We start from the raw sequence: 19582 nt of genomic DNA, 5'->3' as shown, positions 1-19582 counted from the left end.
GAGGGGTGCCTCCACTAAGCTAGCGGAGGGTTGCCTCCGGATGCAACCAAGGTGAGGTGACGCACGTCATGACCAGCGCGGGGCAGGTGCCCGAGGTCTTCGCGCAGCGGCCCAAGCGGGCCGACGCGCGGCGCAACTACGACGCCCTGATCGCTGCGGCGCGCGAGGCGTTCGCCGAGAACGGAGCGGCCGCCTCCCTGGAGGACGTGGCCCGCCGGGCCAGCGTGGGCATCGGCACGCTCTACCGCAACTTCCCCACGCGCCGTCACCTGTTCGAGGCGGTCTACGTCGAGGAGGTCCGGGCGCTGAGCCGCTCCGCCGAGGACCTGGCCGAACTGCCCCCGTGGGACGCCCTCGTCGCCTGGCTGCACCGGTTCGTCGCGTACGTCGCCACCAAGCGGGCGCTCGCCGAGCAGTTGCTGCACGACTCCGAGATCTTCGCCAGTTGCCGCACGGAGATCTACGCCGCCGGTGAGCCGCTGATGAGTCGCGCGCAGGCCGCCGGCGTGGTCCGCGACGACATCGGCTTCGACGACGTGGTGCGGTTGATCAGCGGTCTCACCATGGCCCAGTTCCCGTCGTCCGAGCAGCGCGACCGGGTGCTCGGTGTGGCCCTGGACGGATTGCGTCCCTCAGCCGCCACCCGCTGACCCGCCGTTCAGCGGTCGACCAGCAGCAGCCAATCGTCGTCGAGTCGTTCGACCACGGCGCCGGTCGGCCACCGGTGACCAGGATCGGTCACCGCCCGGGCCTGGTCGACCTGCGGTGGCCGGCTGAACTGAGCGTCGCGGAAGCTGGCCATGCTGTGGAACCGGGCCCGGCCGAAGTTCGCCGCGTCGGTGAAGCGGGCGCGGTCGAACAGCGCCTCCGCGCCGAAGATCGTCCAGCGGAACAGCGCCATGTTCGTGAAACGGACGGCGTGGAAGCTGGCCGACCCGCCGAACTCGGTGTGCTCCATCGACAGGGCGCCGACGAACTCGGCCTCCCGGAAGGTGGCGTCCTCCTCGAAGCGGGTCGCGTCGAAGCTGGTCGGCTGACCAAAGGTCGCCCGACGAAATGAGGCCGGGCCGGCGAAGCTGGACCGCCGGCAGGACAGGCCGTCGAACGCGGCCCCGTCGAAGCTGGCCGAACCGCCGACGCGAGCACCGTCCAGCACGACCTCCCCGTCGGCGTTGAGATCGTCGAAGACCACGTCACCGAAGACCGCCGCCCCGAGCAGGAGACGCCCCCGCGCCGCCGCGCCCGCGAAGGTGGTCGTGCCGGTGAACGCCGCCGCCGTGAAGTTCGCGTCGACCAGCGTGCAGCCGGCGGCGTCGAAGTCGACCAGCCGGGCTCCGGCCAGATCCAGCGTGACCTCCGGCCAGTAGGCCGCGTCGTCCGCGCGCAGGTGCCGGGTGAGCACGCGCTGCGCGGTGCGCCGAACCTCCGTCTCGCGCGGCTCGCCGTTGCCCGCCGGCATCCGCAGGTACGCGCAGAGCACCGCCGCGATCGTCGGGCGCTGCCCCGGATTGTCCTGACCGAGGCGCTCCAGCGCGTGCAGACCGCCGAGGCGTACCGCCGCGCTGTCGTTGCCGAGCAACTCGACCGCGCGGGTGTAGAGCTCGGTCAGCCGACGCTCGGCCGCGTCATGTTCGGCCGCGCTGGACTGCCGATCCTGGTGGCGCTGCGCGGCTACGGCCACCGCCTCGGCGTGCGACTGCACCCGGTCCCGGTGTGCCTGGTCCTGGGCGGCGACGTCCTCCTGGTGTCGCTGGGCGCGCTCGGTGATCCACTGTCGCCGCGCGGCCAGCAGCAGCGCGAGCCCTCCGCCGGTGCCGGCGACGACGGTCAGGCCGGTGCGGATCGCGTCGATGCGCAGAGTGGCGCGGGTGTCCGGCTGGCTGGCCCGGTCGGCCTCGGTGAGCAGCAGGTCCAGCACGAGCCAGCCCAGGGCCGCGGCGACCAGCAGGCCGACCAGGACCAGCCACCACGGCATCACTCGCAGCTGGTGCGCGGTGGGTTTGTCGACAGCCACGGCCACAGCATGCCAGCCACCGACCAGGTCCGATATGGAGCTTGACGGTATGCCCGTTTGCGCCCCCGCCGGAACAACGGGTTACTGGCGCGTAACAAGTCATTGACGTTTCCAAATTGTTGCGGGCATCATCGTCGCACGGTCGACCGGACACCCCCACCCACCTGCCCGGTTCGCCGGGTGCCTCCCCCCGGAGGTGCAGCGATGCTGCTCCGAAAGACCGCCCTCGTCCTGGCCCTCGTCACCGCGGCCCTGCTCACCTTCACCACCCCGGCGACCGCCGATCCCGTGGCCCCCGCCGATCCCGTGGCCGCCCCGAAAGCCGCTGCCGCCGCCAACCCGGTGATCGTGGTCGGCGGGCTCAGCGGCGTCGCCGTCGCGTACGAGCCGATCGCCGCCCGCCTGCGCGGTGACGGCTACCGCGCCTTCATCTACCAGTTGCCCGGGTTGGGTCTCGGCGACATCCCCACCTCCGCCCGCGCGTTCGCCACCTACGTCAACCAGGTCCGCGCCAGCACCGGCGCGGCCGCCGTGGACCTCGTCGCGCACTCCGAGGGCGGACTGGTCGCCCGCTACTACCTCAAACGGCTCGGCGGCACCGCCACCGTCGGCCGGTACGTCAGCCTGGGCTCACCGCAGTACGGCACCTACGTGGCCAACATCGTGGCGTTCCTCGGCCTGGGCAGCTGCGCCGGCATCGTGGCCTGCCAACAGATGACCATCGGCTCCGCGTTCCTCGCCGACCTCAACGCCGGCGACGACACTCCCGGGTCGGTGCGCTACACCACCATCCGCACGCTGCAGGACGAGCTGATCCGCCCGACCGGGAACGCCGTCGTCAACGATGGCGCGACGAACGTCCTCATCCAGGCGTACTGCCCGCTGCGGGTGGTCGGGCACCTGGGCCTGGTGCTCGACGGGACGTCGTACACCATCGTGCGTGGCGCCCTGGTCGACGGCCCGGTGCGACCCAACTGCCTGGCGCTCTGACCTGGTCCGCGCGGGTGGTTCGAGCCCGGACCACCCGCGCGGCCACGTCGGATTGCCGACTTCCCACCCGTAACGGTGTGGCGGACATCGGACACGCTCGATAACCTGCTCCGGCTGTCCATTCCCGACAGACGTGATTTCCGAAGGAGCAGCGCGCATGACCGAGCCGCACACCGTGCCGCCGGAGGGCACGCCGCCTACCGTGCCGCAGCTCGACGTGCGGGCGGCCGAACCGCCGGCGGACGACACGCCGCCGCCCACCGGCGGGTTCGCCGACCGGCCACCCGGCTTCCCCAGCGCGCTGGTCTGGCTGCGCGCCGGGATCGTGCGGGACTGGCGGGGCGTGCTCGGGGCTTTCGTCGCCACCTGGTTCTACCTGCCGATCGCACTGCTGCTGGCGTTCTGGGGTGGCCTCAGCCTCGCCGCCGTCGGCCTCTTCGCCGGCGGGCTCGGCGCCGACGACCAGGTGCCCTCGGTGCTGCGCGACGCCCCGCTGATCGGCTCGCTGCTGGAGGCGTTCCTGAGCCGCTCCGGCGGGGTCCTCGGCGGCGTCGTCGGCTTCGTCGTCGGGTTCCTGGCCGGTTTCCTCTCCGTGCTGGTGCTGCCCTGGCTGGGCACCACCGACGAGCCGTTCGCGCTGTTCACCGGGCTGGTCGGCATGGTCGTCGCGGCGGCGCTGATCGGCGTGCTCTACACGCTCTACCGGGTGTTGCTGGAACCACGCCTGCTGGTGGTCTCCGGCGCCCGTCAGCCCAGCCGCCGGGAGTCCGCGCGACTGCGCCCGATCCTGGACGAATCCGCCCGGCGACTCGGCCTGCCGAGCGTGCCGCGGCTGCTGATGGAGGACGACCCCGTCCTGAGCAACGCCCGAACGTACGCCCGGCACGTGGTGGTCACGACCGCCGTGCTGACCGAACCGGACGACGAGGTCGCCGCGCTGCTCAGCCACGAGTTGGTGCACTGGCGCACCGGGGACGAGATCACCAGCGCCTTCGTCCGTGGTGTCGGCCTGCCGCTGACCCTCGCGCACGCCCTGCCGACCTGGCTGATGCGGACCTTCCCGCACCCGGCCACCAACTTCGTGGTCTTCCTGTTCTTCTGGCCGGTGCTGCTGACCATGCGTTACGTGGTGCTGCCGCTGCACGCCCGCGACGTCCGCGCGGCCGAGTACCGGGCCGACCTCGGTGCGGTGCTCACCGGCCACGTCGACGGCATGCGGCGCATCCTGGAGCGCCGACTGTCCTTCGAGAGCGGTCGCAGTGGTTGGGACGAGGCGGTCTGCGCCACCCACCCGCCACACGAACTCCGGCTGGACCAACTGGAGCTGGCGTCGGTGGCCGGCGCGCCGGGGACGCCCGAGGCCGCTCCGGTCACCGCCGAGCGGCTGTTCGGCAACTCCGGTCCGGTCGGCAGCCGGCGGACCTGGCTCCTGGTCGGCGCTCTGGTGCTCGCCGCCTGCGTCGGCACCGGCGGGCTCGGCGTGGTGCAGTGGGCGTTCTTCCGGCCCCAGGCAACGGTCGAGGGCTACTTCTCCGCGCTCGCCGACCGGGACAGCGACGCCGCGCTCGACTTCCTGGGTGACCAGAGCAGCGTCACTGATCGCAAACTGCTCGCCCAACTGTTGAAGGGCGAAGGCTACCAACCGCCGACCGACGTCGAGATCAACTCGCTGGAGCGCGACGGCGACAGCGCCACCGCCGCCGTGGCGTACCGGCTCGGCGATGAGCGGCACACCGTCACCGTAGGGCTGCACCGCGACGAGGAAGCCACCGTCGGGCTGTTCCACGGCTGGCAACTGCTCGGTGGGTTGATCCCGCTCGACGTCCCGGTCGCCGGCCCCGGGGTGCAGCTCAACGGGGTGGCCCTGCCGGCCGCCACCGAGGGGCCCGCGCTGGTGCTGCTGCCCGGCGGCTACACCGCGACCGGCCCGTCCACCGCCCTCAGCGAGACACCGAGCACGACCGTGACGGTCGGCCCGGGGCAGAGCGCGGCCACCCTCCAACTGGTCCCGGTGCTCAAGCCGTCGGCGGTCGAGGCCGTCGAAGCCCGGGTGCGGGCCTGGCTCGACGAGTGCGCCAAGCAGACCGTCGCCGCACCGGAGGGTTGCCCGTTCCGCTACTACAACGCGAGCGCCGGGCAGAAGGTCACCTGGAAGATCCTCGACTACCCGCGGCTCGCCGTCGAGCTGACCGGACCGGACACCGCCCAGGTCGGCACACAGTTCGAGGCCCGGGGCCGAGTGCAGGTCAGCGGCACCACCACGTACTTCGGCACCAGCTCACCCTTCACCGACGACCAGGAGCTCAGCGTCGCCGGTGTCGCCACCGTCGACGGAGACACCGTCGCCTTCCGACCCACCGCCAACTGACCGGGGGAGACAGTGACCGACAGCGACACCGCCGCGCGCCAGCCGGTGCGGCTGACCATCAGTCCCCGGCACCGGCAACCGCCGCCAGTCGCCCTGCTCGACTGGATCCACCGCAGCCCGCAGTACCGGCCGGTGGTCCGCCAGGCCGGCGGCGGTGGCGGGGGACGGCCCGGCTTCAGCGACGCGGTGATCATCGCGGTGCTGGCTCAGGGGCTGCTTCCGGGGCTGTTCAACCTGCTGCAGTCCTGGGTCGACCAGCAGCGCACCGAGGCCAGCATCCGGATCCAGGCCGGGGACACCGAGGTGGAGCTGCAGGTGAGCGGGCGTACCGACTCCGCCCGCCTGCTGGCCCAGGCGACCGAGGCGCTGCGGGCCGCCCGGGAGCCCGGTTCGGACGCCGCCGGCTGAACCGACGGCGTCCGAACCTGGCGCGTCAGCTCGCCTTGGCCAGCGCCTCGAACTCGTCGTCGGTGAGCCGCACGTCGGCCGCGCCCACGTTCTCCTCCAGGTGCGCCACCGAGGACGTACCGGGGATCGGCAGCATCACCGGCGAACGGCGCAGCAGCCAGGCCAGCGCGAGCTGCGCGGGCGACGCGCCGTGCGCGGTGGAGATGGCGTCCAGCGGGCCGCCCGGCCGGGCCAGCTCACCGGTCGCGATCGGGAACCACGGGATGAACGCGAGGTCGTTGCGCTCGCAGTAGTCCAGCACGTCCTCGGCACTGCGGTTGGCGAGGTTGTAGAGGTTCTGCACGGAGGCGATCGTGGTGATCGCGCGAGACTCCTCGATCTGCGCGACGCTCACCTCGGACAGCCCGATGTGCTGGATCTTGCCCTCCTGCTGCAACAACGCCAGCTCACCCAGCTGATCGGCGAGCGGCACCTTCGGGTCGATCCGGTGCAGCTGGTACAGCGGGATGCTGTCCAGGCCGAGGTGGCGCAGGCTCAGCTCACACTGCTGACGCAGGTACTCGGGGCGGCCCAGCGCACGCCAGTCGCCCGGGCCGGAGCGGCTCAGGCCGGCCTTGGTCGCGATGACCAGGTCCTCGGCGTACGGGTGCAGCGCCTCGCGGATCAGCAACTCCGAGACGAACGGCCCGTACGAGTCGGCGGTGTCGATGAACGTCACGCCCATCTCGACGGCGCGGCGCAGCACCCGCACCGCCTCCGCCGGGTCCTTCGGGTCGCCCCAGACACCCGGGCCGGTGATCTGCATCGCCCCGTAACCGAGGCGGTTGACGGTGACGTCCCCGCCGATCCGGTACGTGCCGGACGCCTTCGCGGGCTGCTCACTGATGTTGGTCGCCATGGGTAGATCATCCCCCGGAACCCGGTCGTCGCACCGCGTGTCGGCCGACTGTGTGCGTGGACACGTCACCTGCCCGGGGAGGCCAGTTGCCCGCAAGCGCCCGCTACGACCGGGGCGTACGTGCGACGCTGGCCGGGGCCGGCGCATGCCGGCGCGACGGCGGAGGGAGCACCCATGGCGGGAGTGCCGCAGGTCAACTTCGCGCTCGACACGTACGAGTGCATCGTGATCTATCCCGGCGCGGCCGGACGGGCCCTGCCCCCCGAGACCGTCCAGCGGTTGCAGTCGGAGCACGCCGAGCACATGCAGGCGTTGCAGCGCAGCGGCATCGTCCTGGTCGCCGGGTCGATCGACGGGCCGGCCCGCAACCCGGAGCCGCCGATCGGCTTCGGGCTGGCCCGCACCGGGAGCGTCGACGACGTCCGCAGCGTGCTGGAGGCCGACCCGGCGGTGCAGGCCGGGCTCTACCGGGTGGACGTGCTGAGCTTCCTGTGCCCGGCCGGGTCCCTGGAGTTTCCGCTGGTCAAGACCGAGAGCTGAGCTGCCGCTCAATCGGCGGCTGTCGTGATGACGACGGCGCTCGGCGCTATGCCGGTGTTACGGTCGCGCCCAGCGAGGGCCGCCGCCGGGGCGCACCCGGAAGCCTTGGGTCGGCCCCGGTCGAGGAGTCGCCATGATCTCCGCCGCCACCCCCGATGTCGCGACGGCCACCGCCCGGCTGCGCGCCCTGCTCGGCGATCGACTGCACGAGCCGGGCGATCCCGGTTTCGTCACCACCACCCGGCTCTGGAACGGCGCGGTGGACCGCACGCCCGTACTGGTCGCCCAATGCCTGACCGACGACGAGGTGGCCGGCGCGGTGCGCATCGCCGCCCGGTGCCACCTGCCCCTCTCGGTCCGCTCCGGCGGGCACGACTGGGCCGGTCGGGCGCTGCGCGACGGCGGCCTGGTGCTCGACCTGACCGGGCTGCGCGACGTCCGGGTCGACCCGGACGACGCCACGGTCACCATCGGCGGCGGCGCCACGTCAGCCGAGCTGCTCGCCGCCGCCCGCCCGCACGACCTGGTGGTGCCGACGGGTGTCGTCCGCGACGTCGGCATGGCTGGGCTCACCCTCGCCGGCGGGTACGGCCCGCTCTGCGGCCGGTTCGGTCTGACCTTGGACAACCTGCTCGGCGCGGAGGTGGTCCTCGCCGACGGTCGCCGCGTCACCGCCGACCCCCGCCACGACGCCGAGCTGTACTGGGCGCTCCGCGGCGGCGGGGGCAACCTCGGCGTGGTCACCGAGCTGCGCTTCCGCGCGCACCGGCTGCCCGCCGTGCTGGCCGGCATGATCATGTTCGCGCTGGCCGAGGCGCCGGCCGTGCTGCGCGGCTACGGGGCGCTGATCGCCGAGGCCCCGGACGAGCTGACCGTGATGGCCGGTTTCCTGCCCGGCCCGGCCGGTGAGCCCGTGGTCTTCGTCTGCCCGTTCTACAGCGGCCCGGACCTGGACGCCGGGTTGCCGTGGCTGGAGCGGCTGCGCGCGCTGGGCAGCCCGCTGGTCGACCAGATCGCCCCGATGCCGTACGCGGACGCGCTGCGGATGTTCGACGGCGGGATGGTGGACGGCAACCACTACCTGCTGCGTACCCGCTGGCTGCCCGCGCTGACCGACGGCGCGGGGGAGGCGCTCGTCGACGCGGCCCGGCAGGTCAGCTCGCCGTTCTCCGCGCTGGCCCTGCACCACTTCCACGGAGCGGCCACCCGGGTCCGGCTCGCCGACACGGCGTTCGGCCTGCGTAGAGATCACCTGCTGACCGAGATCATCGCGGTCTGGGCGCCCGGCGAGCAGACCGGGCCGCACCGGGAGTGGGCCGAGCGCACCTCGGCGGCGCTCGCCCCGCACGCCCTGCCCGGTGGTTACCCCAACCTGCTCGCCCCGGAGGAGACCGACCGGGTCCGGCTCGCCTACGGCACGAACTGGGCGCGGCTGCGCCGGGCCAAGCGCCACTACGACCCGCGTGACCTGCTCACCGCGGTGCCCACCCTGCCGCCGTCGGGGCATCCACGGTGAGCGTCTGTCGGGAGCACCCCGACAGCGCACGGCGACGGAGGCGTACGATTCCCGGCGCGCGGTCGCCGTTGCCCGTCGCCACAACGTTCCCGGTGCGGTTCCGCCCGCCGGCCCGACGCGCACCGCGCGTTGTTGGACACATGTTCCGCTGCCTGCAATGGGTCGGCCCCGAGTCCGACCTGAAGGAGAGACTAGCCTGATGGGCGTGACACGCCGCGTAAAGATCGTCTGCACTCTGGGTCCCGCCACCTCGTCCCCGGAGCGCATCCGGGGTCTTGTCGAGGCCGGCATGAACGTGGCGAGGCTCAACTTCAGCCACGGCAGCCACGCCGACCACGAGGCGGTCTACCGACTGGTCCGGGAGGCGTCCGAGGCGGCAGGTAAGCCCGTGGCGGTCCTCGCCGACCTGCAGGGCCCCAAGATCCGGCTCGGTAAGTTCGCCGACGGCCCCCACGAGTGGCGCACCGGCGACTCGGTCGTGATCACCGGTGACGACATTCTCGGCAGCAAGGAGCGGGTCTCCTGCACCTACCGCAAGCTGCCGCAGGAGGTGAAGCCCGGTGACCGGCTGCTGATCGACGACGGCCGGGTCGCCGTCGAGGTCACCGACGTCACCGGCAACGACATCCGCTGCCTGGTCACCGAGGGCGGCCCGGTCTCCAACAACAAGGGCGTCTCGCTGCCCAACGTGGCGGTCAGCGTCCCCGCCATGTCGGAGAAGGACGCCGAGGACCTGCGCTTCTCCCTGGGCCTCGGCGTGGACCTGGTCGCGCTCTCCTTCGTCCGCTCGGCCGAGGACATCAAGCTCGTCCACGGCATCATGGCCGAGGAGAACGTGTTCCGGCCGGTGCTGGCCAAGGTCGAGAAGCCGGAGGCGGTGGAGCACCTCGAAGCCATCGTGCTGGCCTTCGACGGCGTGATGGTCGCCCGCGGTGACCTCGGGGTCGAGATGCCGCTGGACCAGGTCCCCCTGGTGCAGAAGCGCGCCGTGCAGCTGTGCCGGGAGAACGCCAAGCCGGTCATCGTGGCGACCCAGATGCTCGACTCCATGATCGAAAATTCCCGCCCCACCCGGGCGGAGGCCTCCGACGTCGCCAACGCGGTGCTCGACGGCGCGGACGCGGTGATGCTCTCCGGCGAGACCAGCGTCGGCAAGTACCCGGTGCTGACCGTCAGCACCATGGCCAAGATCGTGACGACCACCGAGTCCGGCTCGATCGGCGTGCCCCGCCTGCAGCACGACCCGCGTACCCACGGTGGCGCGCTCACCGTCGCCGCCTCGTCGATCGCCCGGGCCATCAACGCCAAGGCGCTCGTCGCCTTCTCGCAGACCGGCGACACCGTCCGACGGCTGTCCCGCCTGCACTGCGACCTGCCGCTGCTGGCCTTCACTCCGGTCCCCGAGGTGCGCGACCAGCTCGCCCTCACCTGGGGCGTGGAGACCTTCCTGATGCCGTTCGTGCAGCACACCGACGACATGTTCCGCCAGGTCGACCAGGCGCTGCTCGGCCTCAACCGGGCCAACCCCGGTGACTACGTGGTGATCGTGGCGGGCAGCCCGCCCGGCACCCCCGGCTCGACCAACACGCTGCGCGTCCACCAGCTCGGCTCGTTGGTCGACGCGGCGTCGGCGCGGGCGCTGCAGTGAGCGACGGTCGGGTCGCGGTCGGCCAGGCGGCGGTGGACCAGCTGCTGGAAGTGCTGGACCTCGACCCGACCGGGGAGATGACCTTCCGGGGGATGAGCCCCCCGGTCGGCCCACAACGGGTGTACGGCGGCCAGGTCGCGGGTCAGGCCCTGGTCGCCGCCGGTCGCACGGTCGACCCGGAGCGGTTCGTGCACTCGCTGCACGGATACTTCGTCCGCCCCGGCGACCCGGTCGAGCCGATCGAATACCAGGTGGAGAACATCCGCGACGGCCGGTCCTTCTCGGTGCGCCGCTCGGTGGCCCTCCAACACGACAAGCCGATCTTCTTCATGTCGGCGTCGTTCCAGCGGGCCGAGGAGGGTCTGGACCACCAGGCCACCTCCCCGCTGGACGTGCCACCGCCGCAGGACGTGCCGACGATGACCGACCGGCTCTCCCGCTACCCGGAGCGGCTGGGCATCTGGGGTCAGATCCCGCGCCCGATCGACGTGCGCTACGTCGGCGAGCCCGGCTGGGTCCGCCCCGGCGACCGACCCGCCGACCCGCACCAGCGCGTCTGGATGCGGATCGACGGCAAACTGCCGGACGATCCACTGCTGCACGCCTGCGCACTCACCTACGCGTCGGACCTCACCCTGCTGGACTCGGTGCTCTCCGCGCACGGCGAGGTGTGGGGGCCGGGCGGGTTGGTCGGCGCGAGCCTCGACCACGCGCTCTGGTTCCACCGGCCGTTCCGCGCCGACGAGTGGTTCCTCTACGACTGCTTGAGCCCGTCGGCGTCCGGTGCGCGTGGGCTGGCCACCGGCCGGATGTTCACCACGGACGGCCGGCAGATCGCCAGCGCCGTCCAGGAGGGTCTGCTTCGCCGGGTAGGCGCCTGAGACCGTCGACCATCCCCGCCAGGCGCGCACCCGAACAGGGCGCGTCGTGGCGGGGATGAGGCGCCGTCAGGCCTGGTGGATGGCCTCGCCGGCGATTTCGATCTGCACCGTCTTGCCGACCAGCACCCCGCCGCTCTCGAGCATGACATTCCAGAGCAGGCCGTAGTCCTCGCGGTTGATTTCGGCCGTCGCGCTGAAGCCAAAGATGTTCTGCCCGTACGGATCAGTGCGGGCGCCACCGAAATTCACCTCAAGGTCGACAGCCCGGGTGATTCCTTTCACCATCAACTCACCGGTGAGCACGAATCGGCCGGGGGTGCCGTCGGACTGCGGCGGGACAATGGGACTCCGGCCTCGCCCACCGAGCCGATGGCTGCGCAGACGGGCCCACTGGAAGATGGGGTCCTCGTTGCCCTGCCACTTGATGCCGGTGCTTCGATACTCGAGGGTGGGATAGCGCTCCACGTCGAGGAAATCGGCACTCTTCAAATGCGTGTCCCGGTCGAGGCTTCCGGTGGTGATGCTCGCCGACGCGATGGTCGCCGTCACCGAGGAGAGCAGCGGATCCTCCGCCACGAAGATCTGCGCCGTGGCCTCGGCGAACTCGCCGCGCACCGGGCTCACCATCATGTGCCGGGACAGGAAACCGATCCGCTTGTGCGCCTGATCGAGAAGATAGGTGCCGGCCACCGGGATGGTCATGCCATCCCAGGTGCGTGTGGCGATATCGGTCATCGTGTTGCCTTCCCCCCAATGTTTATCAATATGCTGCCCGGCGTCGCTCAAACGGTCTGACAGTCGTACCCCCGCCCAGCATAAGGACGCTCCATGCTGGCATTTTCGCGCCCACCAAACGGTGGTTCATGAGGTACTTCACTAGTCCTCGGCGGCGGCCGGAACGGGCGCGAATGGCGCGAGTTTCCATCGATGCGTGCCCGATCGGCAGAGGGTCGGCCGCCCGGCAGACTGAGCAGCGGCTAACCTTGCCGGCATGCGCCTCTCCGCCCGGGTCGACTACGCCCTCCGCGCGGCCGCCGAGCTCGCCGCGACGGCCAGTGGTCCTGGGCGCGGCCGGCCGGTCACGGCCGACCAGATCGCCCGTGCCCAGGAAATCCCGCCGAAGTTCCTGGAGAGCATCCTGCTCCAGCTGCGCCGGGGCGGCATCGTGCACGCCCAGCGTGGCCCGGAGGGCGGCTACTGGCTGGCCCGCCCCGCCGAGGAGATCACCCTCGCCGAGGTGATCCGGGTGATCGACGGGCCGCTCGCCCACGTACGCGGGCAGCGCCCGGAGCAGCTCGGCTACCACGGCCCGGCCCGCGCCCTCCAGGAAGTCTGGATCGCGCTGCGCGCCAGCGAGCGGGAGATCCTGGACCTGGTCAGCATCGCCGACGTGGCCGCCGGGACCCTGCCCGCGCGCGTCACCGAGCTGGTCGCCGACCCGCGCGCCTGGATCTGAGGGTCGGCCCCTCGCGGGCTGCGCGTCGCTCGTGTGGCGGGGTGGTCCTCCGGTCCCGCGTCGCTCGTGTGGCGCGGTGGTCCTGCGGTCCTGCGTCGCTCGTGTGGCGGGGTGGTCCTCCGGTCCCGCGTCGTTCGTGTGGCGGGGTGGTCCTCCGGTCCTGCGTCGCTCGAGTGGCGCGGTGGTCCTCCGGTCCCGCGTCGCTCGTGTGGCGGGGTGGTCCTCCGGTCCCGCGTCGACCCGTGCCGCACGATGGCGGCTGCTGCGGAGAGCCGCATCATGGCGTCCCATCCACCGATCTGAGGCTTGACCCCGGCAGGCCGGTGCCGCATTGTCGACCAAGTCGATAGGAGATGCCGAAAAGTCAGGGGGCGCTCGTGCGCAAGCTGTTGATCCTCGCTCTGGTCGGGCTCGCCGCGCAGTTGATCGACGGCTCGCTCGGCATGGCGTACGGGCTGACCTCGTCCACTCTGCTGCTGGTCGCCGGGGTCGCACCGGCCGCCGCCTCGGCCTCGGTGCACCTGGCCGAGATCGGCACCACGCTCGCCGCCGGGGTCGCGCACTGGCGGTTCGGCAACGTCGACTGGCGAGTGGTGACCCGCATCGCCCTGCCCGGCGCGATCGGCGCCTTCGCCGGCGCCACCCTGCTCAGCTCGATCTCCACCGAGTCGGCCGCGCCGTGGATGGCCGGCATCCTCTTCACGCTCGGCGCGTACCTGCTGGTCCGCTTCGCCCGACCGCTGCGTACCGATCGGGTCGGCGGGCGGCTACGTGGTCGTTTCCTCGGCCCCCTGGGCCTGGTCGCCGGCTTCGTCGACGCGACCGGCGGCGGCGGGTGGGGGCCGGTGGCGACTCCGGCGCTACTGGTCTCCGGCCGGATGGAGCCACGCAAGGTGATCGGCTCGGTGGACACCGCCGAGTTCGTGGTGGCTGGCGCGGCCAGCGTCGGCTTCCTGATCGGGCTCGGCACCGAAGGCTTCCTGCTCCCCACCGTCGCCGCGCTGCTGGTCGGCGGTCTCATCGCCGCGCCGCTGGCCGCCTGGCTCGTGCGTATCGTGCCCGCCCAACTGCTCGGCGCGGCGGTCGGCGGCGTGATCGTGCTGACCAACGCCCGCACGTTGGTCCGCTCTGCCGAGCTGGACGGCCCGGCCGGCCCCGCCGTGTACGCACTGCTGGCCGCCGGCTGGTTGGCCGCGCTGGTGCTAGCCGTGCGGGCTCTGCGTCGCACCCACCGGGTCCGCGCCGAGGCCGCGAACGCCGCCCCGGCCCTCGCCGCCCCTGCCGACGTCGCTGCCGGCAATGCCGTCGCTGCCGGCCATGCCGGCCCCGCCGTCGTCGCTGCTGCGTCCGCCTCGGCCTTCGACGATGCGGTCCCGGGCGAGCTGGCCGTAACAGGTACCGCCAACCCACGCTGAACCCTGCTCCACCGTCTGCCCGACCGACCAGCGAGCCTGCGGGTTCGACGACGGGCGCGGTCGCAGACGTGCGGGCCCGGGGGGCGAAACGCCCGCTAGCTTCATAATCACCGAGGTCGACCAGCCAAGATCGTGCTCGAACATGGAGGTAGTGGCTTCCGGCGAGTCCGAGGCCACTACAACCAGGATCGAGCACGATCTTGGCGCCGGGCGCCGGGCGCCGGGCGCCGGGCGCGGGGCGCGGGGCGCGGGGCGCGGGGATGTCAGGGGGCGAGGAGGTCCTTGGCCGTGTTGGCGAGCAGTGTCCAGGCCTCGTCGACGTGTGCCTCGGTGGTTTGTGGCGATCCGACCGCCAGCCGCAGCGTGTAGCGATCGGCGACCCGGGTGTGCGTCAGGTACACCCGCCCGGTGGCGTTCACCTCGGCCAGCAGTGCCGCGTTGACGTCGTCGTCGGCGCGCAGTCGGAAGCAGACGAGCGAGAAGGGGTGTGCCGCCGCCAACTCGAACCGGTCGTCGGCGCGGACCCGTTCGGCGAACCGGTCGGCCAGCGCCACCCCGGAGCGGATGTGCGCCCGCAGCCCTTCGGCGCCGTACCAGCGCAACACGAACCACAGCTTCAAGGCCCGGAATCGCCGGCCCAGCGGCACCTGCCAGTCCCGGTAGTCGATCACCGCACCGGACTCGGAGGCCGCGTTGCGCAGGAACTCCGGCAGTACGGTCAGCGCCTCGATCAGCTCGGCGCGGTCGGCCACCCAGAACGCGTCGCAGTCGAAGCCGGTGAGCAGCCACTTGTGTGGGTCGAAGCAGTACGAGTCGGCGTACTCCAGGCCGGCGTGCGACCACCGCAGCTCGGGGCAGACGGCGGCGGAGCCCGCGTACGCGGCGTCGACGTGCAGCCAGATCCCGTACTCGGCGCAGATCGCCCCGATTTCCGGTATCGGGTCGACGGCGGTGGTGGAGGTGGTGCCGATGGTCGCCACCACGATGGCGGGTACGTCCCCGGCGGCCAGGTCGGCCTCGATCGCCGCGCGTAGAGCGTCCGGCCGCAGGGCCTGGGTGTCCTGGTCCACCTGGATTGTCCGGACCCCGTCGGCGCCCAGCCCGGCGATCCGCACGGCCTTCTCGATGGAGGAGTGCCCGTGGACGGAGGTGTACGCGCGGTAGCGCCGGTCGATGCCGGTGTCGCGCCAACGACCCCCGCTGGCCCGGTGCAGCGCGGCCAGGGTGGCCACCAGGGTCGCCGAGGACGCCGAGTCCTGGATGACCCCACCGCCGGTGCCGGTCGAGCGGAATCGCTGCGGCAGGTCCATCAGTTGGGCCAGCCAGTCCATCAGCACCGTCTCCAGCTCGGTGCAGGCCGGGCTGGTGGCCCAGAGCATCCCCTGTACGCCGAGCCCGGAGCTGACCAGGTCGCCGAGCACGCTCGGGCCGGAGGTGTTGGCCGGGAAGTAGCCGAAGAAGCCGGGGTGCTGCCAGTGGGTCAGCCCCGGTAGGACGATTGAGTCCAGGTCGGCGAGGACGGCCTCGACGGGTTCGCCTCCGGCGGTGGGCGGCGCGGCGGGAAGAGCGGCGGCTACCGTGCCCGGCGGGTCGGCCGGGGCGACCGGTCGTTGCTCCAGCGTCGTCCAGTAGTCGGCGATCCAGTCGACGACGGCGTGGCCAGCGCGACGGAACTCGGCGGGGTCCATGTGGGGGGCGCTCACCCGAACGAGTTGATCAGGCATTGATCGTTGAGGCAAGACCGGGCGTGGCAGCCATCGATGTTGCGCCCTGGAAAGCGCTTGCCTTACGATGCGCGGTGAGTCGGATCCGTGAGTTCCAGGGCGTTCACCCCCGATCAGATCGCCGGCCTCCGCCGTAGCGGCGGGGCAGGGTCCACTGTGCTTCCCGGGCAGGGCGGATGGGCCGCGGCGATCACCAGCGGATCCCCGGAGGCAGTCCCATGCACCCGTCCAGACATCGGCTCATCCTGCTCGCGGCCACGACGGCGGCCGCCGTCGTGGCCGGCACCCTCGGCACGGTCGTCGCCTCGGCCGCCGCCATCGGCTGCCGGGTCGACTATCAGATCACCAACCAGTGGCAGGGCGGCTTCGGCGCCAACGTCACCGTCACCAATCTTGGCGACCCGGTCAACGGGTGGGCCCTCACCTGGTCGTACGCCGCGGGCCAGCAGGTCACCCAGGCGTGGAACGCCGCTGTCACCCAGTCCGGTGCGCAGGTGACGGCACGCAACGTCGACTACAACGCCACCATCGCCACCAACGGCACCGCCGCCTTCGGCTTCAACGGTTCGTGGACCGGCAGCACCAACCCGGTGCCGTCCAGCTTCGCGTTGAACGGGACCACCTGCACCGGCGCCCCGCCCACCGACGGCCCGACCACCCCGCCGCCGACGACCACTCCGCCGACGACCACCCCGCCCCCGACCACGCCGCCCTCGACGACCACACCACCTCCCACGCCGCCGCCGTCGGGGGCGAAGCAGATGGAGGACCTGGACCGAGGGCTGATCAGCGTCCGCTCCGGCAACGGCAACCTGGTCTCCTGGCGGCTGCTCGGCACCGAGACCTCCGGCGTGGCGTTCAACCTCTACCGCGCCTCGACCAGGGTCAACGCCAGCCCGATCACCGGCGCCACCACCTACCTCGACAGCGGGGCGGCGGCCGGCTCGGCGTACACCGTGCGGGCCGTGGTCGACGGCGCCGAGCAGGCGGCGTCGGCGCCGGCGTGGCAGTTCGGCGCGGGCTACCTGGACGTGCCGTTGCAGGTCCCGGCCGGCGGCAGCACCCCCAGCGGCGAGAACTACACCTACAGCGCCAACGACGCCTCGGTCGGTGACCTCAACGGTGACGGCACCTACGAGATCGTGCTCAAGTGGGATCCGTCGAACGCCAAGGACAACTCCCAGTCCGGCTACACCGGAAACGTCTACGTCGACGCGTACACCCTGACCGGCAGTCGGCTGTGGCGGATCGACCTGGGCCGCAACATCCGCGCCGGGGCCCACTACACCCAGTTCCAGGTGTACGACTACGACGGCGACGGCCGCGCCGAGGTGGCCATGAAGACCGCCGACGGCAGCCGCTCCGGCACCGGCCAGGTCATCGGGTCCTCGTCGGCGGACCACCGCAACTCCAGCGGTTACGTGCTGGCCGGGCCCGAGTATCTGACCATGTTCAACGGTCAGACCGGCGCGGTGCTCTCCACCGTCAACTACGACCCGCCGCGCGGCACCGTGTCGTCCTGGGGCGACTCGTACGGCAACCGGGTGGACCGGTTCCTCGCCGGCACCGCGTACCTCGACGGGCAGCGCCCCTCGCTGATCATGGCCCGGGGCTACTACACCCGCGCGGTGGTCGCGGCCTGGGACTTCCGCAACGGCACGCTGACCAGGCGCTGGACGTTCGACTCGAACACCTCCGGCAACGGCGCCGCCGCCGGTCAGGGCAACCACCAGCTCTCCGTCGCCGACGTCGACGGTGACGGCCGGCAGGAGATCGTCTACGGCGCCGCCACCATCGACGACAACGGTCGTCTGCTCTACTCGACCGGGAACGGGCACGGCGACGCCCTGCACGTGGGGGACCTCGACCCGGGCCGCGCCGGCCTGGAGGTGTTCAAGGTCGACGAGGACGCCAGCAAGCCCAGCTCCTGGTTCGCCGACGCCCGTACCGGTCAGATCCTCTGGTCCACGCCGGCTTCCGGCGACAACGGCCGGGGTGTCTCCGCGGACATCTGGGCGGGCAGCCCCGGTGCGGAGTCCTGGTCGTCGGCGGTCGCCGGGCTGGCCAACACCAGAGGCCAGAACATCGGCCGCAAGCCGTCGTCGGCCAACTTCCTCGCCTGGTGGGACGGCGACCCGGTGCGGGAACTGCTCGACGGCACGGCAGTCGACAAGTACGGCACCGGCGGCGAGACCCGGCTGCTCACCGGCAACTCGGTGGGATCGAACAACGGCACCAAGTCCACGCCGGCGCTCTCGGGCGACATCCTCGGTGACTGGCGTGAGGAGGTGATCTGGCGAACCACCGACAGCCGGGCCCTGCGCATCTACAGCACACCCACACCGACCAGCACCCGGATCCACACCCTGATGCACGACCCGCAGTATCGGGTGGCGATCGCGTGGCAGAACACCGCCTACAACCAGCCGCCACACCCGGGGTTCTTCATCGGCGACGGAATGGCCAGCCCGCCCACTCCGAACATCTACCTACGTTGATCTGACCCCTGGCGGTCCCGAGCGGGGTCGCCTAGGGTGGCAGGCACCGGGCCGCAGCCGCGGAATCCGCTCAGCTCCGGCCCGGTGCGCCACACCGCGGCATTCCCAACCCGTCCCGACCGGGAATGCCGTACCACCACCGGCACCAACATTAGGCACCGTCGGGGTCGGCGGGGTGACGCTGACGTGAAGATCGTGTTTCACGCCCGCTGGCGTAGACCGCCCGCCACCTGCTCGGCGATCAGTTCGTACGACCGCACCCGGTCCTGCACGTCGTACACGAGGGTGGTCAGCATCAGCTCGTCCGCGCCGGTGCGCTCCACCAACTCGGTCAGCTGTCGGCGCACCGTCTCCGGTGAACCCATCGCCTGACCGTCGCGGCGCTGCAGCACGAACTCCCGCTCGATCTCGGAGTACGGGTACGCCGCCGCCTCGTCGGGCGTCGACAGCGGCTCCGGCCGGCCGGAACGCAGCTTCAGGAACGACAGGGCGCTCGGCCCCGCCAACCACTCGGCGCGCTCGTCGGTGTCGGCGCACACCGCGTTGACCGCCACCATCGCGTACGGCTTGTCCAACCACTGCGAGGGCCGGAAATTCTGCCGGTACAGGGCCAGCGCCGGCAGGGTGTTCGCCGAGCTGAAGTGGTGCGCGAAGGAGAACGGCAGACCGAGCAGGCCGGCCAGTTGGGCGCTGAAACCGCTGGAACCCAGCAGCCACACGGCCGGCTGCTCACCGCGGCCCGGCGTGGCGATGATCTGCCCCGGCCGTTCCCCGCTGAAGTAGTTCATCAGGTCGGCCAGCTCGCGCGGGAAACCCTCCGCCGACAGGCCCTCCATGGTGCGCCGCAACGCCAGCGCGGTCACCTGGTCGGTGCCCGGCGCCCGCCCGATGCCCAGGTCGATCCGACCGGGGTGCAGCGCCTCCAGGGTGCCGAACTGCTCAGCCACCACCAGCGGCGCGTGGTTGGGCAGCATCACCCCGCCCGACCCGAGCCGGATGGTCGACGTGTTCGCCGCCAGGTGCGCCAGCAGCACCGCGGGGGCGGAGCTGGCGATCGCCGGCATGTTGTGGTGCTCGGCCACCCAGAATCGGTGGTAGCCCAGCTCCTCGGTGCGGCGGGCCAGCTCGGTGGTGGCTTCCAGGGCCGCGCCGACGGTGGTGCTCTTGGCGACCGGAGCAAGATCAAGAACAGACAACGGTACGGTGATCACACGGTCAGCCAACCC

The 19582-nt window shown here is 71.8% G+C and carries 16 protein-coding genes; 11 read left to right on the top strand and 5 right to left on the bottom strand.

All coding sequences use genetic code 11. The features are described from left to right. The first annotated feature begins 68 nt into the window (after nucleotides 1-68). Nucleotides 69-650 carry a TetR/AcrR family transcriptional regulator gene (locus HNR20_RS05320; RefSeq protein WP_184176987.1) on the top strand — a complete coding sequence of 194 codons (582 nt, stop codon included), beginning with the start codon at nucleotides 69-71 and terminating at the stop codon, nucleotides 648-650. An 8-nt stretch (nucleotides 651-658) separates the two neighbouring features. On the opposite strand, the gene HNR20_RS32635 is transcribed toward HNR20_RS05320, so the two are convergent. Next, entirely contained in the window at nucleotides 659-2014 is a 1356-nt protein-coding gene (locus HNR20_RS32635; protein WP_184176985.1) for a pentapeptide repeat-containing protein, read from the bottom strand. 204 nt (nucleotides 2015-2218) lie between these two features. On the opposite strand from HNR20_RS32635, the gene HNR20_RS05310 reads away from it, so the two are divergent. The 3 genes from HNR20_RS05310 (at nucleotide 2219) to HNR20_RS05300 (ending at nucleotide 5780) form a co-directional block, all read left to right on the top strand. Then, nucleotides 2219-3004 (top strand): esterase/lipase family protein, encoded by a 786-nt coding sequence (locus tag HNR20_RS05310; protein ID WP_184176983.1) that lies wholly within the window; start codon nucleotides 2219-2221, stop codon nucleotides 3002-3004. 157 nt (nucleotides 3005-3161) lie between these two features. Beyond that, nucleotides 3162-5372: a M48 family metalloprotease gene (locus HNR20_RS05305; RefSeq protein ID WP_184176981.1), complete on the top strand. Its 2211-nt coding sequence runs from the start codon at nucleotides 3162-3164 to the stop codon at nucleotides 5370-5372. 12 nt (nucleotides 5373-5384) lie between these two features. After that, nucleotides 5385-5780, top strand: a complete 396-nt coding sequence (locus HNR20_RS05300) for an effector-associated constant component EACC1 (RefSeq protein WP_184176979.1) — start codon at nucleotides 5385-5387, stop codon at nucleotides 5778-5780. 25 nt (nucleotides 5781-5805) lie between these two features. Here the strand turns inward: HNR20_RS05300 and HNR20_RS05295 are convergent, their stop codons facing one another. Then, nucleotides 5806-6678 carry an aldo/keto reductase gene (locus HNR20_RS05295; protein WP_184176977.1) on the bottom strand — a complete coding sequence of 291 codons (873 nt, stop codon included), beginning with the start codon at nucleotides 6676-6678 and terminating at the stop codon, nucleotides 5806-5808. 174 nt (nucleotides 6679-6852) lie between these two features. On the opposite strand from HNR20_RS05295, the gene HNR20_RS05290 reads away from it, so the two are divergent. The 4 genes from HNR20_RS05290 (at nucleotide 6853) to HNR20_RS05275 (ending at nucleotide 11263) form a co-directional block, all read left to right on the top strand. After that, entirely contained in the window at nucleotides 6853-7218 is a 366-nt protein-coding gene (locus HNR20_RS05290) for a YciI family protein (RefSeq protein WP_184176975.1), read from the top strand. Nucleotides 7219-7351: 133 nt separating this feature from the next. Continuing rightward, nucleotides 7352-8734, top strand: coding sequence for an FAD-binding oxidoreductase (locus HNR20_RS05285; protein ID WP_184176973.1), 1383 nt, complete (start codon nucleotides 7352-7354; stop codon nucleotides 8732-8734). Between the two features lie 199 nt (nucleotides 8735-8933). Then, nucleotides 8934-10382 carry a pyruvate kinase gene (gene pyk / locus HNR20_RS05280; protein ID WP_184176971.1) on the top strand — a complete coding sequence of 483 codons (1449 nt, stop codon included), beginning with the start codon at nucleotides 8934-8936 and terminating at the stop codon, nucleotides 10380-10382. After that, entirely contained in the window at nucleotides 10379-11263 is an 885-nt protein-coding gene (locus HNR20_RS05275; RefSeq protein ID WP_184176968.1) for an acyl-CoA thioesterase, read from the top strand. Before pyk ends, HNR20_RS05275 begins: the two co-directional genes overlap by 4 nt. 66 nt (nucleotides 11264-11329) lie before the next feature. Here the strand turns inward: HNR20_RS05275 and HNR20_RS05270 are convergent, their stop codons facing one another. After that, complete coding sequence (locus HNR20_RS05270; protein ID WP_184176966.1) at nucleotides 11330-11998, bottom strand: YceI family protein; 669 nt, start codon at nucleotides 11996-11998, stop codon at nucleotides 11330-11332. Between the two features lie 256 nt (nucleotides 11999-12254). Between HNR20_RS05270 and HNR20_RS05265 the strand changes: the two genes are divergently transcribed. After that, entirely contained in the window at nucleotides 12255-12719 is a 465-nt protein-coding gene (locus tag HNR20_RS05265) for an RrF2 family transcriptional regulator (protein ID WP_184176964.1), read from the top strand. 377 nt (nucleotides 12720-13096) lie between these two features. Continuing rightward, on the top strand, nucleotides 13097-14134 hold the full coding sequence (locus HNR20_RS05260) for a sulfite exporter TauE/SafE family protein (protein WP_184176962.1): 1038 nt from the start codon (nucleotides 13097-13099) through the stop codon (nucleotides 14132-14134). Between the two features lie 263 nt (nucleotides 14135-14397). Here the strand turns inward: HNR20_RS05260 and HNR20_RS05255 are convergent, their stop codons facing one another. Continuing rightward, complete coding sequence (locus tag HNR20_RS05255; protein ID WP_229687194.1) at nucleotides 14398-15837, bottom strand: pyridoxal-dependent decarboxylase; 1440 nt, start codon at nucleotides 15835-15837, stop codon at nucleotides 14398-14400. A gap of 239 nt (nucleotides 15838-16076) precedes the next feature. Here HNR20_RS05255 and HNR20_RS05250 point away from each other — a divergent pair, with 239 nt between their 5' ends. Continuing rightward, nucleotides 16077-18356: a rhamnogalacturonan lyase family protein gene (locus HNR20_RS05250; RefSeq protein WP_184176960.1), complete on the top strand. Its 2280-nt coding sequence runs from the start codon at nucleotides 16077-16079 to the stop codon at nucleotides 18354-18356. Nucleotides 18357-18556: 200 nt separating this feature from the next. Here HNR20_RS05250 and HNR20_RS05245 read toward each other — a convergent pair whose 3' ends face one another. Further along, nucleotides 18557-19567 (bottom strand): LLM class flavin-dependent oxidoreductase, encoded by a 1011-nt coding sequence (locus HNR20_RS05245; RefSeq protein ID WP_184176958.1) that lies wholly within the window; start codon nucleotides 19565-19567, stop codon nucleotides 18557-18559. Nucleotides 19568-19582: the final 15 nt, after the last annotated feature.

This window comes from Micromonospora parathelypteridis, from assembly GCF_014201145.1.
In the GTDB taxonomy this organism is placed as follows: Bacteria; Actinomycetota; Actinomycetes; order Mycobacteriales; family Micromonosporaceae; genus Micromonospora; species Micromonospora parathelypteridis.
This window is presented reverse-complemented; position numbering and strand designations above follow the sequence as displayed.

Coding starts and splice junctions, on each gene's coding strand:
- HNR20_RS05320 (WP_184176987.1), top strand. CDS start 69: ATGACCAGCGCGGGGCAGGTGCCCGAGGTCTTCGCGCAGCGGCCCAAG.
- HNR20_RS05310 (WP_184176983.1), top strand. CDS start 2,219: ATGCTGCTCCGAAAGACCGCCCTCGTCCTGGCCCTCGTCACCGCGGCC.
- HNR20_RS05305 (WP_184176981.1), top strand. CDS start 3,162: ATGACCGAGCCGCACACCGTGCCGCCGGAGGGCACGCCGCCTACCGTG.
- HNR20_RS05295 (WP_184176977.1), bottom strand. CDS start 6,678: ATGGCGACCAACATCAGTGAGCAGCCCGCGAAGGCGTCCGGCACGTAC.
- HNR20_RS05290 (WP_184176975.1), top strand. CDS start 6,853: ATGGCGGGAGTGCCGCAGGTCAACTTCGCGCTCGACACGTACGAGTGC.
- HNR20_RS05285 (WP_184176973.1), top strand. CDS start 7,352: ATGATCTCCGCCGCCACCCCCGATGTCGCGACGGCCACCGCCCGGCTG.
- pyk (WP_184176971.1), top strand. CDS start 8,934: ATGGGCGTGACACGCCGCGTAAAGATCGTCTGCACTCTGGGTCCCGCC.
- HNR20_RS05270 (WP_184176966.1), bottom strand. CDS start 11,998: ATGACCGATATCGCCACACGCACCTGGGATGGCATGACCATCCCGGTG.
- HNR20_RS05265 (WP_184176964.1), top strand. CDS start 12,255: ATGCGCCTCTCCGCCCGGGTCGACTACGCCCTCCGCGCGGCCGCCGAG.
- HNR20_RS05250 (WP_184176960.1), top strand. CDS start 16,077: ATGCACCCGTCCAGACATCGGCTCATCCTGCTCGCGGCCACGACGGCG.